Raw genomic sequence first — 17,903 nt, forward strand, 5'->3', positions numbered from 1 at the left:
ATATAATAAATCAATAATTCAGTGGGGAATATAGTTCAACTCATTTTTCAGAACAGAAGTACGCGAATATTAATGTTACTGTTCTCTTCTCTGCTAATTATTTCTGGCTACTTTATTGTTTCGTCCTACTTTTCTCAACTAAACCTGCACAAAGAAAGAGTGCATAATAAACTTGATGCAATTGTCTCCACACTAGCCTCTCAAATAAAAGCTGAACACATTGATTATTTAATCAATCACTTTCCTGAGGTGGATGATATAAAATACAATAATCAAGATGATGTCTATAATGAAATACATCAGTTACTTTCTGATGCGAAAAATGGCAACCGCCTCAAAACAGATATCTATACGATACATTTAGTTGATTCCTCCTTCTTTTTTGGAGTAAGTAGCTCCGCCAATCCCTACTTCAAACACGAATACGTTAAATTTCCGGCCGAATTACTTTCCTTATATAACAAAGGGGGCAGTCTAGATTTCTATGAAAGCGAAAATGGAACTTGGCTTTCTGCTGTAGCCCCTATTCGAAATTCAATAGGAAATACTATTGGACTGGTTCAAGCTGATGAACGTTTTGATGATTTTATAAGTCAAGCAAGAAGTCAAATTTATATCAATATTTCCGTTTCATTATTAATCTTTATAATTATCATTTTCATAATGGTAAGCGCTTTGAAAAAAATCCTTAAAAAAGAAGATGAGCTCTCTGAAAAGTTAATGCTATCAAAGCAGCAATTAGAGAGAAAGAACAAAGAAATGGCGGATAGTATTAAATATGCTAAAAGAATTCAAGAATCTATCCTTCCTATTAAAGATAATATTTTACAATCACTACCTCAATCCTTCATCTTGTATCAACCTAAAGATATAGTAAGCGGTGACTTTTACTGGTATAAAAAAATAGAGAACAAGATATTAATAGCCGTAGTAGATTGTACAGGCCATGGTGTTCCCGGGGCACTTATGAGCATGATCGGAAATACCCTACTTAATGATATTGTAACAAAGTCGAAAAATCTTAATCCTGGAGAAATACTTAATCAATTAAATAAAGGTATAGTTCGAACTCTCAAACAAAAAGGAAATAATGTGTTATCTCAAGATGGTATGGATATCGCATTGTGTGAAATCCATTTAGACACCCTGTTATTAAAATTTTCAGGTGCTCAACGCCCTCTCTACCTTATCAGAGAGGCCAATCTTATTATAGCCAAAGGAGATTCATTTTCAATTGGCGGGACCTCATTTGATCATGAAAAAAATTTCCAAGCACAACAATTTCAACTGTTAAAAGATGATAGCATCTATCTTTTTTCAGATGGATACCCAGATCAATTTGGAGGAGAAAAGAATAAAAAGTACCTCATCGGAAAGTTTAAAAAGTACCTATTATCTATACAGGACAGTCCAATGAGAGAACAAGAGACTTTATTAAGATCGGAATTTTATAACTGGATGGGAGATGAGGAACAAGTTGATGATATTCTGGTTATTGGAATTAAGTTTTAAGCTTTATAAAAAACAAAATGGGCTACTTTTAAAAGTAGCCCATTTTTATTTACATTAATTTTCTATTATTGAATTGGAATTTCAATGGCATTTAAAACATCTTTTTGACCTCTAGTAACAAAAACCACTACCTTCATATCAGCAGTAACTACGGGACCACCACCATCAGGCCCAGATCCGTTATAATCTGATGGAATGGTGTAATTAAACGTTTCTCTTACGAAGTGATCTTTTTCAGTAGAAGCGGTCACAGTTTGCCCCCATTGTCCTGTAATAAAATCTCTTAAAACATGGTTTTGAATATATCCATTTTCCGGATTTCCTCCTGATTGTTTAGAGGATATTCCTGACTGAAGCAAAGCTACGTTGATAGAGGTAGTTGCATTAACAGTTGAGGTGTAATATAAATCCACTTTTACTGTTAAATCGTTGCCCACTAAAGTTGCCTTAGCTCCAATATTTACAGGGGCACTTAGATTAGAAGCGGCACGAGCAGCTCCATCCCAACCTCCTCTTCCCATAGCCATTCCACTATCAGAAGGAGTTGTATCTTGAGCTGCGCCCCCTAAAAGAACAGCAGGCATTCTATTCACTTGACCGGCAGGATATCCCTTTACCTTTGCTTGTGAAATTAAAGCCGCAGCGTATGGTGTTGTAAAATCCATCCAACCCGGCGAAGGTTGAGCATAACTTCCACCATGGACAGCCATTACTATAAATTTAGAGCCCATTGAATTCTTAATATTAACAGCAATATCATGACCAGCTGGACAAAAACCACACCTTACACCCGTAAAGTCCTCAAGAAGTGCTACCCGTTTACCAGCAGCTGTGGAAGCCATAAAGCCAGCAGGTGGTTGTCCACTACCTGAAGTTGTAGTGTCAGTTCCTCCACCTCCACCATTAGTTGTGTCGGTAATCGTTGTGTCAATCGTTCCACCACCAGTACCATCCTCTACGTATTTAGGATTAGGTGTCAGCGAGCCTTCTTTTTCACAACTAGCAAAGCCAATTGCTAGTCCTAAAGAAAGCATTAATAGTATTTTATTAGTTTTCATAACTTTTGAAGATTACAATTTGTATTTAAAGCCCTTTTTTAATAAACGCCTAATTTAAGAAATTTTAAGTTATTCTAAGAAAAATTCAAAATTTTATACCTCAATGTAAGTGTTTCCTCGCAATTATAATTACAAAGAGAATAATGATAAATTTGATTCGTGAAGAAGAAATTAAAAAAGTACAGCGTCAATTTGATTTATATAGTTGGAATTTTATCCATCACACTTTTTTTATTAAGTTTTACTCGCATTCCATATCTCGCCTATAGAAAATTGGCCGCAGTAGAGATACAACTTAATTCCAATCCAACCCATATCGTAATACTAAGTGGGAACGGAATGCCAAGTCCAGATGCATTGATTAAAGCATACTTTGGAGCTGAAACTGCATTAAAACATCCTAACAGTAAAGTTATTATTGCCTTACCTAAAGGCAATAGAGGTAGTCTGAAACCATTAAAAATGCTAGCAAATGAGTTGATAGTAAAAGGAATCGACTCCAACAGAATTACCTATGAGCCAAACGGTTTTAATACATATACTCAAATTTTCGCCATTTCTAAAATGATTAAAAAAGACGCGTCAATTTTAATTATTACTAATCCTGAGCATATGTATAGAAGTATCAAAACCTTTGATAAATTAGGATATTCTAAAGTAGGAAGTTTACCCACCTTTGAGACACCAAACGAGGAACAATCATTGAAGAATAACTCTGAAGAGAGTAATCAGATTAAGAATGTTGATTTACGTTATAACGTATGGAGTTATATGCAATATGAGATAAAAGTAATTCGAGAATATTTTGCCATTGCCTATTATTGGGTGAAAGGTTGGATATAAAAAAACGACACCAAATACTCGATGTCGTTTTAAGTGGAGAATATCGGAGTCGAACCGATGACCTCTACGCTGCCAGCGTAGCGCTCTAGCCAGCTGAGCTAATCCCCCATAAGGCCGTCAAATGTAATTATTAATTTGATTCTTCACTTACAGTGGTTAAATAATTATATGATTTTAGTGAATTTTTACCTGATACTTCGTTTAAGAGTTCCTATTTTTGCCATCCCTTAATTCTTATTCTCTTCCAATGCTTCCCACCGACCTCCTCTGTTTTATTGAAACTAGTATCAGTAAGCATGTAAATATTCCTGTTAAGGTTTTAAATGTTAGAAAGTTACATGGAGGTTCGGTAAATTTTTCATATCAATTAAATACCTCTCAAGGGTCTTTTTTTATAAAGATTAATAAACGCGAACATTTTCCTTTAATGTTTGAGAAAGAAATAGATGGTCTAAATCAAATTAGCCCCTTTTTTCCGGTTCCAAAAGTATTTTGTAAAGGTGAATTCTCTGAGTATTCGTTTCTGTTATTAGAATTTATTGAAACGGAGACTGCTAACAAGAACCATTGGGAAACCTTTGGTGAAAAATTAGCGAAAATGCATCAAAACTCATCTAAATTGTTTGGTTATAAAGAAGATAATTACAATGGCTCATTATTGCAGGTGAACTCGAAAACTAATCTATGGAGTGATTTTTTTGTTCAAAATCGATTAATGATTCAATGTAAAATGGCTCGTGATAAACAGTTAATTGATAATAATTTTGTAACTCAATTTGAGAAACTTTATCCGAAGATTTCAAATCTATTTCCTCAGGAAAAACCTTCACTCTTGCATGGTGATCTTTGGTCCGGAAATTATATTATTAGTCATTCATCAACTCCTTTTTTAATCGACCCTGCTGTATACTATGGACATCGAGAAGTCGATATTGCTATGACTTTGTTGTTTGGTGGTTTTAATAAACAGCTATACGAAAGCTATGAAGCATATTATCCATTAGAAAGGGGATGGCAACAGCGAGTAGATATCGCTAACATATACCCTTTAATGGTGCATGTAAATTTATTTGGAGCTAGTTACGCACAAAGAGTAAAGTCGGTGATTAAGCATTTAGTTTAGATTTCCTTTTAATTGCTTTACTTCTTTTTGTAATTGAAGGAGCATATTATTCATTTGACTTAGCTGATCTTTCCCCTCAGATTGATTCTTTGACAAATCAAAATTTAGATAACCAATAGCTTTCCATACCTCCATAACCTCATTTATATTAATTGTGTAAGGTTCGTATAATTGATTATCAGAATGTAATTCAAAAGCATGATTATTTTTATTTACTATTCTTTTAAATACCACTCCTTCATCAGTAGAAACTAGGATTGATGGTTGATAGTCTTTTACTAAAGTCCAATCTAAAACATACTCACCAATAATATAGGCTCCCGAAGGAATTGGTAACATTGAATCTCCGTTAATTTGAAACATTCTATAAGTTGCATTGCGGTTCAACTCGCTTAGAGGTAAATTAAAGGTGGGTAATTGTTCGATATATTCCAAATCAGAATGACCATCAAGATACCCTGCAGCAGCCTTAATGGGAACTAATGAAATCTGTTCTGTGTTTTGACGATCCACTATAATTGGCAATACTCGCAAAGTAGCTCCCGTCAAATCCTTTTCTTTTGGTTGCTCTTTTGACAAATCTTTTTCTAGCAAATCATCAATATTCACTTTATAAAAATGAGAAATCTGCTGAATAACCCCAAGTTTAGGCTCAGCACGACCTTCTTCGTATGAACCTATTTTAGGACGATTGATACCTATTTTATCTGCTAGTTCTGATTGTGTTAATCCCTTCTGCTTCCTCAGGAATTTTATATTAGATGCAAAAAAATTCATTTTATTTTGCTAATTATATTAGTAAACTAAATATTTTAGTATTTTTGAACGGTAAATTTATGAATTACTAATTAATTTAGCAAGATGAGACAGATATATCACAAAATTAGAGGAAGTCATCCGGGTTACATAGGAATTGAGCTTCCAAATGAAACGGAAGTAATTTTATTAGACGAAGAAAACTTTAACCTTTTTAGAAAATCCAGTAACTATAATGGTACTCGAATTCTAATCAAAGACCAATACTGTCATTTCTTAAAACCTACCCATGGTTCATGGCACATCGTCATTGAAGGGAGATCGACAGACTTTAAACCTGAGATGGTTAATATTATTTATAAGGCAGCTTAAGGGTTTGTAGCTAAGTCTTCCACTAATCCACTAGAAACTGCAACTGCGACACAACCAGATCTTTCAATTTTATTTGAAGTAAACTTTTGAGGGATGTTAATTTTTATTTCAACATTTCTATCTCTAATGGATCGTAGATCAATATACTGTTTTGTTTGATTAATATAAAGAACTCCATCGTTCAATTGGTCAGATATTTCCGTACTAATTAGGCCTAAATATTTATCTGCTTCAATCAATATTCTGTAAGTTCGGTTGGCTTCTAACTCTTGGTTGATAATTGCAGAATCTCCAGGATACATTTTGGCCATTTGCACACCTTCACAATTCTCAAAAGGGCTTAATGATTCCCGATTCATTTTTTTTACAAAACTGTTACACTGACCAAAAGTGCTAATAACGGAAAGTGTCATCAATAAAGTGATTAAAACGATTGAAATTAAATACTCGACTTTGCTGTTTGTAGTTTTCATTTGTTTGATTTTTACACCGCAAATTTGAGTGAGTAGCTGTAACTTAAGTTCAAGTTGAGTTTAAGGTATTATTAATATTACAGCGATTTTATTCTGTTCTTATTAATCAAAAAGAAGTATTGGATGATGTTCTTAACGTATAGTAAAAGAATCGTTAACGTAGTTTTCCAACTAGTCTGAAATAATCTGATAATGTCTTTGATAATGACTTACGATGTTTTTCAGAAATACCCAATTCTACTAGCTTGTCTTGCTGATTTCGAAAATAAAAATTAGATCCTGCAGTCAATTGCTCAAAAAAATGCGCTGCAAATATAAAATGAGCCTCTGCATCGGACCCATTTAGCATAAGTGTGTCACATCTATTTTTGTTTTTACTAAACAATCCACCATCAATAAACGAATATGGATGAAACTCTGCTAAAATATAATTTTCGTCTTGTAACCAGTTATTGACTATTAGGAAGTTTAGTCCAACTAAAGTGGTGTCCTTTTCTCTGCTTTTTATCCGATAAAGAATATAATTTGCTTTATCATCTACAATTCGGTCATAAGAGAATGATCTCATATTTTTAAAGTAAAGTTCTGCAGATTCTGTGCTATGAAAATTAACAGACCTCAAGTTTATACGCTTCGTTTTAGGACCAAATACTGCATAGAGTGTGGTCAGAACGAGCATAGAGAATAACCAGTAGAAGAAAATTTTTTTGAGTTTCATTTGCAACACAATATTGAAAATTAAACATTCGAGACTCAGAACTGTTTAATCTGGTTGAAAACTGATTAAATTTGCTTCAAATGGAAACGACTTTATACATAATGGTCACCTTAGCTACATTCTTCTTTATGGAATTTATGGCTTGGTTTTCCCATAAATATATCATGCATGGATTTGGGTGGTACTTACACAAGGACCATCATCAACCTCATCCAGGTTGGTTTGAGAAAAATGATATTTACTTCATCTTCTATGCGGTCATTAGCACTGGGCTGTTTTTACTTTGGCAGCTAGGTATTTTCAAATTTGGTTTATCAATTGGTTTGGGTATTCTATTATACGGAATAGCCTACTTTTTGGTGCATGACGTTTTTATCCACCAACGATTCAATTGGCTTAAAAAGACGGACAATATCTATTTTAGAGCTATTAGGAAAGCCCACAAAGTGCATCACAAACATTTAGGAAAAGAAAAAGGGGAGTGTTTTGGTATGCTCCTAGTACCTATGAAGTATTTCAAAGAAGCGGCCAAGTCGAACAAATAGTTAGGTTAGAGCGTTGGTAGATTCTAATTTCTACTTATGTCAAAAACGTTACGACTAATTCTTGGAGACCAATTAAATATCAATCATAGTTGGTTCAACAAAACTGATTCAACCGTTATTTATTGCATGATGGAAATGCGTCAAGAGACGGATTATACAACTCATCACATTCAAAAAGTAATTGGATTTTTCTCCTCAATGCGAGAATTCGCAAGTCAGTTGAAAGACGGCGGCCATGAAATAATTTATTTAAAATTAGACGACCATAATAACAAACAGACTCTTAGAGAAAACCTCAAATCCATCATAGAATCTGAACAAGTGGATTTGTTTGAATATCAACTTCCAGATGAGTATCGTCTAGATGAACAATTAAATGAGATTTGCAATTTTTTAGAAGTTGAAACACGTAGTTATGATTCTGAACATTTCTATACGTCTAGAAAAGAATTAAGCAATCACTTTGAGGGCAAAAAACAGTGGGTTATGGAGAGTTTCTATCGCATGATGCGTGAGAATCACAATGTGCTTATGCAGGGCAGCAAACCTATAGGCGGCAAATGGAACTACGATGCTAGTAACCGAAAAAGATTGCCTCAAAAACATAAACCTACACTTCCTCTTGTTTTCAATCATGATGTTTCAGATTTGCTAAACATTATAAATAAAGCCGGGGTTAAAACAATTGGTTATATAGACTCAAAACATTTCGTTTGGCCAATAAATCGAAGAGAAAGCCTTGATCTATTGGATTATTTTTTAGAGAATTGTTTACCACTTTTTGGAGACTTTCAAGATGCTATGGCTGTTAATGAATGGAGCGTCTATCATTCTAGAATATCCTTCTCATTAAACTGTAAACTAATCTCCCCTAAAGAGGTAGTTGATGCTGCGATTGATTATTATCAAAAAAATAAGGACAAAGTTGACATATCTCAAATAGAAGGATTCGTTCGTCAAGTTATTGGATGGAGAGAATATATGCGTGGCATGTATTGGGCAAAAATGCCTGAATATGGGAAAATCAACGAATTAAACAATAAACATAAATTACCTAAATTTTATTGGACGGGTAATACAAAAATGAACTGCTTAAAGACAGCTATTAACCAATCGCTGGCATATGCCTACGCTCATCACATTCAGCGGCTCATGATCACAGGCAATTTTGCCTTACTTGCAAGTGTTGACCCTGACGAAGTAGAGAGTTGGTATTTAGGAATTTATATTGATGCTATTGAGTGGGTAGAAATGCCAAATACTAGGGGAATGAGCCAATATGCTGATGGAGGTCTGATTGCTACAAAGCCATATATTTCTTCAGCTAATTACATCGATAAAATGAGTAACTATTGCGGCAGTTGCTATTACGATAAGAAGCAGAAAACGGGCAACAAATCATGTCCGTTTAATAGCTTATATTGGAACTTTATTTCCCGCCATGAAGAATACTTGTCCTCAAATCCTCGAATGGGTATGATGCTAAATCTGTGGAGAAAGATGGATGGGGAGCAACAATCAAATATTCTTGAACAAGCTGAATTCTATCTAAATCATATCAATGATTTATAATATTAATCTTGATAATTGATCTTGTAGTCGTTGAATTGTCATACTCACGATTCTTTTATTCAATTCACTAAAGTTTTTAATATAATAATTGAACTCTTCAATTGTAAATAATGCCACTACAATATGAATCATTTGATTTTTGAGTCTTTGATCTTTGGTTACGCTATCTTTAATAATTTCTAATTGGACTTTCTGATTGAAAGCCGAAAAAGAACGTTGCGTTCGATTGATGTAATCTTTGTAAATATCTAATATCAAAATATTTTGAAATTTCATTAATGGCCTTAAGGTGTTTGACTGAAATACCTCTAACGACTTTGAATTCTCTATAGGAAGCTCTAATTCTATTCTGATATCCATCAGCAACTCATCTCTTTCTTTCATAGTATTAAAACAACTAACATCATCACTATGTTTTGTTAACAACTCCATTTAATGTTAAAATTGTCACTTTTCATAACCTAAAATTTACCTACTTAAAGATTGATTAATTATCCCATAATACACTCCTAAACTCATTACTCTAGTCATTAAATAGCTTTGCTGCAAAATATTAAACTAGAAGAGATGAAAAAAACAATTACCTTATTTTCAGGTATTTTAATGGCTGCAGGAATCTATGCCCAAAGTTTTCAAATCAATGCAATAGGCAGTTATAATACTGGTGTATTCGATGATGGAGCAGCAGAAATTACCGCTTACGATACCACTACACAACGATTATTTTTTGTGAATGCTTCCAATTCAAGTATTCAAGTTTTAGACATTAGTAATCCTACGTTACCAAAACTTCAGAACACAATAATCTTGACTCCATATGGCTCTTCAGCAAATAGTGTCGCGTTTAAAAATGGTGTTTTAGCTGCAGCGGTAGAAGATACCAACAAGCAAGCCAACGGAAAGGTTGTATTTTTTGATGCGGCCGGAGTATATTTAAATGATGTTCCCGTTGGAGCTTTGCCAGATATGTTGACATTTTCTCCCGATGGTAATAAAATTGTCGTGGCAAATGAAGGAGAACCAAATGATGATTATACCATCGATCCGGAAGGGTCAGTTAGTATTATTGATATTAACGCAGGAGTATCTCAAGCTACGGTTTCAAATGTTTCTTTTGCTCTATTCAATAATGTTATAGATAGTTTAGAATCTGGTATGCCTTCGGGATGGTTAAATGCAGGAGGATACTTCAATACAAGTAGTGCTAATTCAGGAAATGGAAAAGCAGGATTAAATACCACAGGTGACATCATCAGAACAGGTAAGTACTCTGCACTTCAAGGATTAAGTTTTTATGCTAAAATTTCAAGTGCAGGAGCAAATTGGCAAACTTCTATTGAAATTTCTCAAGACAGTATGGTATGGACTGCAATAGATACAATTATTGCAGATGGCAACAATACCGGGGATGTTGTAGATTCTATTTATAGAAAATTTAACTACAATGTTGGATCAAGCCTACCACATTATGTTCGCTTCAATATGTACAACAGAATAGGTGGAAGTTTTTATTTTGATGATATAGAAGTAAGCACTATTTCCAAAGATGTGCGCGTTTTTGGACCAAATGCTACTGTAGCAATGGACTTGGAGCCAGAGTACATCACTGTAGATCAAAACAATGCTTTTGCATACGTTAGTTGCCAAGAAAACAACGCAATTGTTAAAGTCGATCTTTCAACGGCTACAGCGGTTGAGATTATGCCATTAGGCTATAAAGATTGGTCAGCTGTTGGAAATACTTTAGATGCTAGTGATAAAGATGGTGTGATTAATATGAGAAACTACCCTATAAAAGGGATGTATATGCCAGACGCTATAGATGGTCATGTGATTGGTGGCAACTTCTATATTTTTACTGCAAATGAAGGAGACTCGAGAGATTATAATGGTTTTTCAGAAGAAGATAGAATAAAAGACATAATCCTTGATTCAATTGCTTTCCCAAATTATGCCGCATTACAAGACGAGGATAGTCTTGGAAGATTGAATATTACAAACACAATGGGTGACATTGACAACGATGGAGATTTCGATGAGCTTTTCTCTTATGGTGCAAGGTCATTCTCTATTTTCTCAACAACGGGAGCTTTAATTTATGACAGTGGTGATGATTTTGAAAGTTATATCGCCGCTAATCACGCTACTCATTTTAACTCAAATAATGACGATAACGACTCTTTTGATAAAAGAAGTGACGATAAGGGAGTAGAGCCAGAAGCAATTATTGTAGAAGAAATCAGAGGAAAGCAATATGCATTTATTGGGTTAGAAAGAATGGGTGGAATAATGGTTTACGATGTGAGCAATGTAAATGCTCCAACTTTTGAACAGTATTTCTTAAATAGAGACTTCTCAACTGTAGCGACCGATTCAGCAGCAGGAGATTTAGGGCCTGAAGGTCTTTTCTTCATTCCTGCTAGTGTCTCTCCTAATGGATTAGATTTGTTGGTTGCTTCTAATGAAATCAGTGGAAACGTATCAATTTATAGCCTTTCTTTTACCACTTCATTGATTGAAAGCGGAATAAAAGGTATTGAATTGAGCATTTATCCTAACCCATCAAAAGGAAATACAGTTAATCTGAATAAAATGGCAACAGGTTCTATTTTCAATATGATTGGAAAAGAAGTTGTACGTTTTGACCACACCAATACAATTGACATCTCTTCATTAACTGAAGGAATGTACATCATAAAAACAACTTCAGGTGAAAGCCAAAAGTTGATTAAGAATTAGAATAATAGTTAGTTAAGTTAGTGTGAAAAAGAGGTCTTAGGCAGCAATGCTTAAGGCCTTTTTTGATTGACCTTCTTTATAATAAATAATCAACGAAGCTTATTAATCTTGTCGTATAATTTGGCTGTCAAAACTGGTGGTAAAATTAACCCAATGACAAATCCAACACAAGCCGAAAGTATACAGATTATCCAATGTAACTTAAACTCTATAGCCAAATCAACAGCCTCCAATGCAAGAATCTAGGATAGGATTGCTCCAAGAATAAAAGATAAGTTAATTACAATATTCCTTTTCATCTTTTGTGAAAGCCCACCCTATAACCTTCCACCTAAAACAAACGTTTTTTTGAATTTCTCTGTGTCTCCTTTTTCAGTGAATGCTTCAAATATTAAGACGTAGGCTCCGATGGCAGCCTTTGAATTGGTGTCGTTAATTCCATCCCATATAAAGCTTCCAGATGCTCCAACCACTTTATTATTTGCTAAATTTTTAACTAGTCTTCCTTTTGCATCGTAGATGTTTAAGGTTACAATATATCCTGGATTATCGAACTGATAATTGAAGCTAATCAAGTCTTCAAAACCATCATTATCTGGCGAAAAAACTTCTGGTGTGATTGAAACTTTAGAAGTAGGACTTTCTAATCCAAAATACTGAGAGTTTTTATACGTTGGTGTTGCAAACCCTACACTAGAAGAAGCCGAGTGCCAAGTTCCCTCTTCATTGGTTGGTCTGTCAAAGCTGATGCGCTCCAATGACACACCATTTAAATCGGTCAAAAGTGCCAAATGCATGTCGTCATTGTACAGAAAGAAGTCGGACACCAATGAATCATTGATCAGTAAATAAATATTCCCTTCGCTATCGTTCATTGATGGTAATGATGCCATTTCTAAAAATCTATCAGAAAAACTCAGAGGATATTCCTTTTTAATATTTTCAGGGTCAGTCGTCAATACGGTGTATTCCCCAGGTAGTATCACATAAGATTCGACACTAATTTCTTTGATATTTTTATATCCTACACTATCGCTATTCGCCAATTTCCAGCCTTGCAAACTAATTGCTTTTTGGCTGTTGTTATAAACTTCAACAAAATCTACACCTCCGGAACGAGGATTAAACAGCACCTCATTTAAAATAATATCTCCAGGTTGTGGTTGCTCAGGCAATGAAAACGACTTCGAGTTAATATTTCCAATCAAGTTTCCAGAGCAATCCGTTAAATTAGAAACTGTGATGCTTTCTATCACTCCAGGCTGTAGAGGTTGGTTTAGCCCTATCAATATTCGCTGATACATTGGCGGAACATTGGAAAGAAATCCAACTGTATTCCCTTGATCAAAAACATAATTAGCAAGCAACACAGATGAGCTATCTAATGTCTCATTGAACTCTAAAATAATAGTATCCGCTGATACGATCAATACGTTTAATAGTTCAGGCCCGGTTTGGTCCAAAATATTACTGAACACACTGTTTTGAGCTCCAGGAGTTCCACCTGAAGCAGCGTTAGAGGCCGACCAATTGAACCTTCCACCACAAATGGCAGTTGGGTTAATTTGCTCTAATGTGTATCCGCCAGACTTTTTTGTAGCATCTTGATACCAATCATCTGTATAATTTACTTGATCGATGATCACTCCATTGTTGTCTTTTAAGGTGATGAAATCACCTGAATTATTTAATGTGGGAAATGATGAAACTCCCAAAACTTTTCCGAAAGGTTGAAAAAGAGAGCTATCGGCTGTAGCGCAAATAATTAAATATTCATCAGGAGCTAAGGTTAAAGTTGATAAATTAGCCGTGCTAGATCCATCGGAAATAGTCCAACCGTTCAAATCAAAAGCCTCGTTTGAAGCATTGAAAAGTTCTATAAACTCCCTTTCAGGCAACCCTACTACTGGAGTTGGATCAGGAAATAACTCATTGATAACAACATCTCGATAAGAAGCAGTTGCGGGAATAAAATACATGAATGACTTTGTATCAGCAAGCATTACGTTTGAAGCCCTGTCAGCTACGTTACTAATTGAAATATTGTAAGTTGATCCACTAGAAAAAGGTGTTGTAATCATTAAGTTAACAATTGAACTATCAGCAACATCAATACTTGCAGATTGAGGCATCCCTATTCCACCATCAACATTATAATTGGAAAGATTTACTGCGGTAGTAACATCGACGAATTCAGAAAATTTGATCGCTAATTCGGTTGATGAACTTATTGTAACACTAGAAATAGTAGGTTTTATGTTATCTTGAAAACCTGTCCCGCTTACTATAAAATCATCAAAATAAAACTTGTCTGAACGAGTTGAAGTATAAATACAATGAACTCCAAAAAACGCTGACTGTGTATGAGTCGCATCTAATGTAAAACCTTCTGAAACATATGAATTTCCAGTCCCTGAAACATCAACATAAAGCTCCCAGTTTCCAATACTGTCTCTCGTTACTTTAATTTTTAATTCAGGGTTAGTTGCTGCAGTACCATCAATTCCATCAATTATTTTTACATCATTACTACCATCTTTTCGATATAAAGAGACATCATCAACTGTGCCTGTTTCTCCACCTATTTTTACAAAGTATCCATTAAAAGCTGCTGTAATATCTTGGTTATTTGAAATTAACGCAACCTTGGCATAATTGGAAGACGAAGGAGCAAAGTCCAGTTTCACATAAAACTCCCAACTTGCATTATACACGGCCTGAGAGGTAGTACTTAAGTAGGCAGGACTCGTTGCAGTGGCATCGTTCAAACGAAGTTGATTTTGAGGCGTTACCTCAAATTTAGTAGTTTGTCCAACCCATATTGGATTAGTTGAAAAGTTTCCATCTGAAAAATCATCCGAAAACTGTGCTTTTGAGCATATTGAAAAGGCTAGGACGAAAAGGAGTGTAAGACCAAATTGAATTCTCATAAATATAATTTCTCTAGAACGTAAATATAGTATTTTTGTGTCCTTTAAGAATGAAGTTAACATTAAATCAAAATAGAATGAAAGTAGCGGTAGTAGGTGCAACAGGTCTTGTAGGAACAGTGATGCTTAAATTATTAGTTGAACGCAAATTTCCATTGACTGATTTGATACCAGTTGCTTCCGAAAAATCTGTCGGAAAACAACTTGAATTTAATGGAAAAAACTACCGTATTCACTCTATGCAGGAAGCGATAGATGCTCAACCCAACATTGCTATTTTCTCAGCTGGCGGTGAGGTCTCATTAGAATTTGCTCCTAAGTTTGCAGCCGTAGGAACAACAGTTATCGACAACTCTTCTGCATGGAGAATGGATCCCGATAAAAAACTAATTGTACCCGAAATAAACGCTTGGGCATTGCGTGCAAGTGATAAAATAATTGCTAATCCAAATTGTTCAACCATTCAAATGGTGATGGCATTGAATCCGTTAAATAAAAAATACGGAGTTAAACGAGTGATTGTATCTACTTATCAATCAATAACGGGTACTGGCGTTAAAGCTGTTAATCAATTGGCGAATGAAAGTTCTGGAGTTAAAGGAGAAATGGCTTATCCCTATCAAATTCACCAAAACTGTATTCCACATTGTGATGTTTTCCTAGAAAATGGATACACCAAGGAGGAAATGAAATTGATGAAAGAAACGAATAAGATCTTAGCAGATGATAATATTAAAGTTACCGCTACTGCCGTTCGTGTTCCAGTAATGGGAGGTCATTCTGAATCAGTTAATGTAGAGTTGAATATGCCATTTGAGCTAGCTGACGTGCGAAAATTACTTTCAGAAACAGAAGGAATTACAGTTCAAGATCAACCAGAAGTAAATAATTATCCAATGCCTTTTTATTCTAAAGATAAAAACGATGTTTTTGTCGGAAGAATTCGTCGTGATGATACAAGAGATAATGCACTAAACATGTGGATTGTTGCGGATAATTTGAGAAAAGGGGCTGCTACTAACGCGATTCAAATTGCAGAATATTTGGTGAAACAAGCCTTGGTCTAATCCCAATTTTTAACTTTTCCAAGATTTCTTTTTCTAATTTCTTAATTTAAAGCAGCGAAACACTCTATTCTGGAGTCTTGTTATAAACCCGCTTTGTATATTATGCGAGAAGAAGAACTCATAAAAGGCTGTATAAACGAAGATCAAGCTTGCCAAAAGGCACTTTATCAAAAGTTTAGCGGACTAATGTATGCAGTTTGTTTGCGTTATGCTAAGCATAAAGCAGAAGCTCAAGACATTATGCAGGATGGGTTTATCAAAGTTTTCGATAATATCTCCAAATTTTCTTTTAATGGTTCTTTTGAAGGCTGGATTCGACGAATAATGGTCAATACAGCACTAAACTATTACCGCAGATCAAGCAGTCATAAAGAACAAATAGGAATTGAAGAGTATCAAGAAGGAGCCACTGAACCAATGGCTAACAGCAACTTAGGAGAAAAGGAATTAATGATTATTATACAACAATTACCCGAAGGCTATAAATTAGTTTTCAATTTATATGCCATTGAGGGTTATAGTCATAAAGAGATTGGAGAAATGCTTGATATCACAGAAAGCACTTCACGATCCCAGCTTTCAAAAGCAAGAAAGTGGATACAAAACATTTTAGAAAAATATAATATAGACGCTAATGTTTAACGAAGAGGGAAACCATATCGATGAACTTTTTAGATTGGCTTTAAAAGGCCATCAAGAAACACCTCCTGCATCGGCATGGGATAATATAGTGGAGAAAAGAAGCTTTGGGCACATTTTGTTGAATCAAATTTCGTTGAACTGGAAAAACTTTCTGTTTTTGACGTTCGTTTTTGCCACAGCAGGTATCGCTATTGTTTTTGGTACAGATACAACGAATAAAGACTCGAATGTAGCAGCTAAGCCTATCCCTGTGGACAAAAGTGTTGGGTATGCTAATAGTCATCTATTGTTGGCCTCACACTCGCCTAGTGCTGGAAGCATAAATGGATTACGTCAAGCTGAATTGAATACCCCTCAAATTCAAAAACATGAATTTGAGTCAATTATTCACTCTAATAACACAATAGCTAATCACACAGTTCAAATTAATAATACGATTCTCAGCTCTCAAAACATAGTAAGAAAAAACAATACAAAATCGGATCACCTTTCAAATCAACCATTTGAAAAAAAGGAAAGCGAAGAACAAATAATTCATTCTTCAATTACAAAATTGGATGAAAATAAGAAAAGCAATCGCCCAAATTCCTTGATTAACGATAATAATTTACTAAATGATGGAGCTTCTATTTCTAACTCTAGCAATCGCTTAAAAGAAGTAGTTCAGCCAATTAATGATATTGAAAGCAAGATAGAATTATTATCTTCAATGAAAGTTTCAACGCTATCATTGTTGAATGAAAAAACTTTAGCATTAGATTCAAATTATTACAAGCCATTCGAAAAAAGAAAAATCACATTAAAGAATCATTTATTTGTAAACTTTAAGATAGGTCCTGAGTTTCATCAAACCAACTATATTTCAAACAATAAAGAATACATTGATTACGTTCAAGCTAGAAAAAATAGCACCTCTTCTAAAATTGGAGGCTCTTTGCAATTGACATTAAGCTATTACATGCATAATAATGTATTTATCGAGTCGGGATTTAGGTACAATCAAATAAAGGAAGAGGTGAATTATGAAACATATACTGTGCTTTCTGAAACTACAGTTATAGACTCTACATTGTTAGGTTACAAAGTGGGACCTACAGGCGAGCCCGTTCCCATTTACGAAATTTCTGAAAGAACTGAAATAGAAAAAGATATTACGAAAACTAATAGTGTGAATGTTTATCACACTTTAAGCATTCCTGTGTTGGTAGGTTATCAGTTAGACTTTAATCGCTTCTCCTTTCAACTCAAAACTGGAGCAAGCATTTCTTTGATTAGTTCCAGAAGTGGAAGTATTGTAGGTCATCATGAAAATGAAATCATTAAATTAGGTGGAAGTTCAGACCCCTATAAAAATGCTATGGTTTATAATTGGGAACTTGCAGGTAGTGTAGGTTATCAGCTTTCAGAGAAAGTTCATTTAATCATAGAGCCAACATATAGAACCTCCTTAAATAGTTTGACTAAGACTGATGGATCACTATCAGAAAAAAATAAAACTTTTGGATTTTTAACTGGAATTAGGTTTAAATTATAATTATGTGTAATTTAATACC

The 17,903-nt window shown here is 34.5% G+C and carries 16 protein-coding genes and 1 tRNA gene; 10 read left to right on the top strand and 7 right to left on the bottom strand.

The features are described from left to right. Window positions 1–159: 159 nt before the first annotated feature. A complete protein-coding gene (locus tag GQN54_RS15560; protein ID WP_207554791.1) occupies window positions 160–1,512 on the top strand; it encodes a PP2C family protein-serine/threonine phosphatase in 1,353 nt (450 codons plus the stop codon). 65 nt (window positions 1,513–1,577) lie between these two features. On the opposite strand, the gene GQN54_RS02435 is transcribed toward GQN54_RS15560, so the two are convergent. Further along, window positions 1,578–2,570, bottom strand: a complete 993-nt coding sequence (locus GQN54_RS02435; RefSeq protein WP_160631596.1) for an Omp28-related outer membrane protein — start codon at window positions 2,568–2,570, stop codon at window positions 1,578–1,580. Between the two features lie 159 nt (window positions 2,571–2,729). Here GQN54_RS02435 and GQN54_RS02440 point away from each other — a divergent pair, with 159 nt between their 5' ends. Further along, on the top strand, window positions 2,730–3,413 hold the full coding sequence (locus tag GQN54_RS02440) for a YdcF family protein (RefSeq protein WP_160631598.1): 684 nt from the start codon (window positions 2,730–2,732) through the stop codon (window positions 3,411–3,413). Window positions 3,414–3,447: 34 nt separating this feature from the next. Here GQN54_RS02440 and GQN54_RS02445 read toward each other — a convergent pair. Beyond that, a tRNA-Ala gene (locus tag GQN54_RS02445) sits at window positions 3,448–3,521 on the bottom strand. 139 nt (window positions 3,522–3,660) lie between these two features. Here GQN54_RS02445 and GQN54_RS02450 point away from each other — a divergent pair. After that, window positions 3,661–4,536: a fructosamine kinase family protein gene (locus GQN54_RS02450; protein WP_160631599.1), complete on the top strand. Its 876-nt coding sequence runs from the start codon at window positions 3,661–3,663 to the stop codon at window positions 4,534–4,536. Here GQN54_RS02450 and GQN54_RS02455 read toward each other — a convergent pair. After that, window positions 4,528–5,313 (bottom strand): XRE family transcriptional regulator, encoded by a 786-nt coding sequence (locus tag GQN54_RS02455; RefSeq protein ID WP_160631601.1) that lies wholly within the window; start codon window positions 5,311–5,313, stop codon window positions 4,528–4,530. The two genes, GQN54_RS02450 and GQN54_RS02455, sit on opposite strands and share 9 nt — an antisense overlap. 84 nt (window positions 5,314–5,397) lie before the next feature. Here GQN54_RS02455 and GQN54_RS02460 point away from each other — a divergent pair, with 84 nt between their 5' ends. After that, window positions 5,398–5,664, top strand: a complete 267-nt coding sequence (locus GQN54_RS02460; protein WP_160631603.1) for a DUF1883 domain-containing protein — start codon at window positions 5,398–5,400, stop codon at window positions 5,662–5,664. On the opposite strand, the gene GQN54_RS02465 is transcribed toward GQN54_RS02460, so the two are convergent. Further along, window positions 5,661–6,137 (bottom strand): hypothetical protein, encoded by a 477-nt coding sequence (locus tag GQN54_RS02465; protein ID WP_160631605.1) that lies wholly within the window; start codon window positions 6,135–6,137, stop codon window positions 5,661–5,663. The two genes, GQN54_RS02460 and GQN54_RS02465, sit on opposite strands and share 4 nt — an antisense overlap. A 154-nt stretch (window positions 6,138–6,291) precedes the next feature. Continuing rightward, complete coding sequence (locus GQN54_RS02470) at window positions 6,292–6,705, bottom strand: hypothetical protein (protein ID WP_160631607.1); 414 nt, start codon at window positions 6,703–6,705, stop codon at window positions 6,292–6,294. Between the two features lie 230 nt (window positions 6,706–6,935). On the opposite strand from GQN54_RS02470, the gene GQN54_RS02475 reads away from it, so the two are divergent. Beyond that, complete coding sequence (locus GQN54_RS02475; protein ID WP_160631609.1) at window positions 6,936–7,400, top strand: sterol desaturase family protein; 465 nt, start codon at window positions 6,936–6,938, stop codon at window positions 7,398–7,400. A gap of 36 nt (window positions 7,401–7,436) precedes the next feature. Beyond that, window positions 7,437–8,972 (top strand): cryptochrome/photolyase family protein, encoded by a 1,536-nt coding sequence (locus GQN54_RS02480; RefSeq protein ID WP_160631611.1) that lies wholly within the window; start codon window positions 7,437–7,439, stop codon window positions 8,970–8,972. Here GQN54_RS02480 and GQN54_RS02485 read toward each other — a convergent pair. Beyond that, on the bottom strand, window positions 8,967–9,404 hold the full coding sequence (locus GQN54_RS02485) for a glyoxalase (protein WP_160631613.1): 438 nt from the start codon (window positions 9,402–9,404) through the stop codon (window positions 8,967–8,969). The genes GQN54_RS02480 and GQN54_RS02485 overlap by 6 nt on opposite strands. A gap of 135 nt (window positions 9,405–9,539) precedes the next feature. Between GQN54_RS02485 and GQN54_RS02490 the strand changes: the two genes are divergently transcribed. Continuing rightward, window positions 9,540–11,711: a choice-of-anchor I family protein gene (locus GQN54_RS02490; protein WP_160631615.1), complete on the top strand. Its 2,172-nt coding sequence runs from the start codon at window positions 9,540–9,542 to the stop codon at window positions 11,709–11,711. Between the two features lie 317 nt (window positions 11,712–12,028). Here GQN54_RS02490 and GQN54_RS02495 read toward each other — a convergent pair whose 3' ends face one another. Next, window positions 12,029–14,641: a lamin tail domain-containing protein gene (locus GQN54_RS02495; RefSeq protein ID WP_160631617.1), complete on the bottom strand. Its 2,613-nt coding sequence runs from the start codon at window positions 14,639–14,641 to the stop codon at window positions 12,029–12,031. A 77-nt stretch (window positions 14,642–14,718) separates the two neighbouring features. Between GQN54_RS02495 and GQN54_RS02500 the strand changes: the two genes are divergently transcribed. The 3 genes from GQN54_RS02500 to GQN54_RS02510 all read left to right on the top strand — a co-directional run bounded on the left by GQN54_RS02500 (window position 14,719) and on the right by GQN54_RS02510 (window position 17,884). After that, entirely contained in the window at window positions 14,719–15,708 is a 990-nt protein-coding gene (locus GQN54_RS02500; RefSeq protein WP_160631618.1) for an aspartate-semialdehyde dehydrogenase, read from the top strand. Between the two features lie 102 nt (window positions 15,709–15,810). Next, window positions 15,811–16,350, top strand: a complete 540-nt coding sequence (locus GQN54_RS02505) for an RNA polymerase sigma factor (protein WP_160631621.1) — start codon at window positions 15,811–15,813, stop codon at window positions 16,348–16,350. Then, window positions 16,343–17,884 carry an outer membrane beta-barrel protein gene (locus GQN54_RS02510; RefSeq protein ID WP_160631623.1) on the top strand — a complete coding sequence of 514 codons (1,542 nt, stop codon included), beginning with the start codon at window positions 16,343–16,345 and terminating at the stop codon, window positions 17,882–17,884. The genes GQN54_RS02505 and GQN54_RS02510 overlap by 8 nt, the downstream gene beginning before the upstream one ends. The last annotated feature ends 19 nt before the right edge of the window (window positions 17,885–17,903 follow it).

Source organism: Acidiluteibacter ferrifornacis (assembly GCF_009909615.1).
GTDB lineage: Bacteria > Bacteroidota > Bacteroidia > Flavobacteriales_E > Vicingaceae > Acidiluteibacter > Acidiluteibacter ferrifornacis.

Bases quoted from the DNA above. Each gene is read 5' to 3' on its own strand.
- GQN54_RS02435 (WP_160631596.1), bottom strand. From the start codon at position 2,570: ATGAAAACTAATAAAATACTATTAATGCTTTCTTTAGGACTAGCAATT.
- GQN54_RS02450 (WP_160631599.1), top strand. From the start codon at position 3,661: ATGCTTCCCACCGACCTCCTCTGTTTTATTGAAACTAGTATCAGTAAG.
- GQN54_RS02455 (WP_160631601.1), bottom strand. From the start codon at position 5,313: ATGAATTTTTTTGCATCTAATATAAAATTCCTGAGGAAGCAGAAGGGA.
- GQN54_RS02460 (WP_160631603.1), top strand. From the start codon at position 5,398: ATGAGACAGATATATCACAAAATTAGAGGAAGTCATCCGGGTTACATA.
- GQN54_RS02465 (WP_160631605.1), bottom strand. From the start codon at position 6,137: ATGAAAACTACAAACAGCAAAGTCGAGTATTTAATTTCAATCGTTTTA.
- GQN54_RS02470 (WP_160631607.1), bottom strand. From the start codon at position 6,705: ATGAGATCATTCTCTTATGACCGAATTGTAGATGATAAAGCAAATTAT.
- GQN54_RS02475 (WP_160631609.1), top strand. From the start codon at position 6,936: ATGGAAACGACTTTATACATAATGGTCACCTTAGCTACATTCTTCTTT.
- GQN54_RS02480 (WP_160631611.1), top strand. From the start codon at position 7,437: ATGTCAAAAACGTTACGACTAATTCTTGGAGACCAATTAAATATCAAT.
- GQN54_RS02485 (WP_160631613.1), bottom strand. From the start codon at position 9,404: ATGGAGTTGTTAACAAAACATAGTGATGATGTTAGTTGTTTTAATACT.
- GQN54_RS02490 (WP_160631615.1), top strand. From the start codon at position 9,540: ATGAAAAAAACAATTACCTTATTTTCAGGTATTTTAATGGCTGCAGGA.
- GQN54_RS02495 (WP_160631617.1), bottom strand. From the start codon at position 14,641: ATGAGAATTCAATTTGGTCTTACACTCCTTTTCGTCCTAGCCTTTTCA.
- GQN54_RS02500 (WP_160631618.1), top strand. From the start codon at position 14,719: ATGAAAGTAGCGGTAGTAGGTGCAACAGGTCTTGTAGGAACAGTGATG.
- GQN54_RS02505 (WP_160631621.1), top strand. From the start codon at position 15,811: ATGCGAGAAGAAGAACTCATAAAAGGCTGTATAAACGAAGATCAAGCT.
- GQN54_RS02510 (WP_160631623.1), top strand. From the start codon at position 16,343: ATGTTTAACGAAGAGGGAAACCATATCGATGAACTTTTTAGATTGGCT.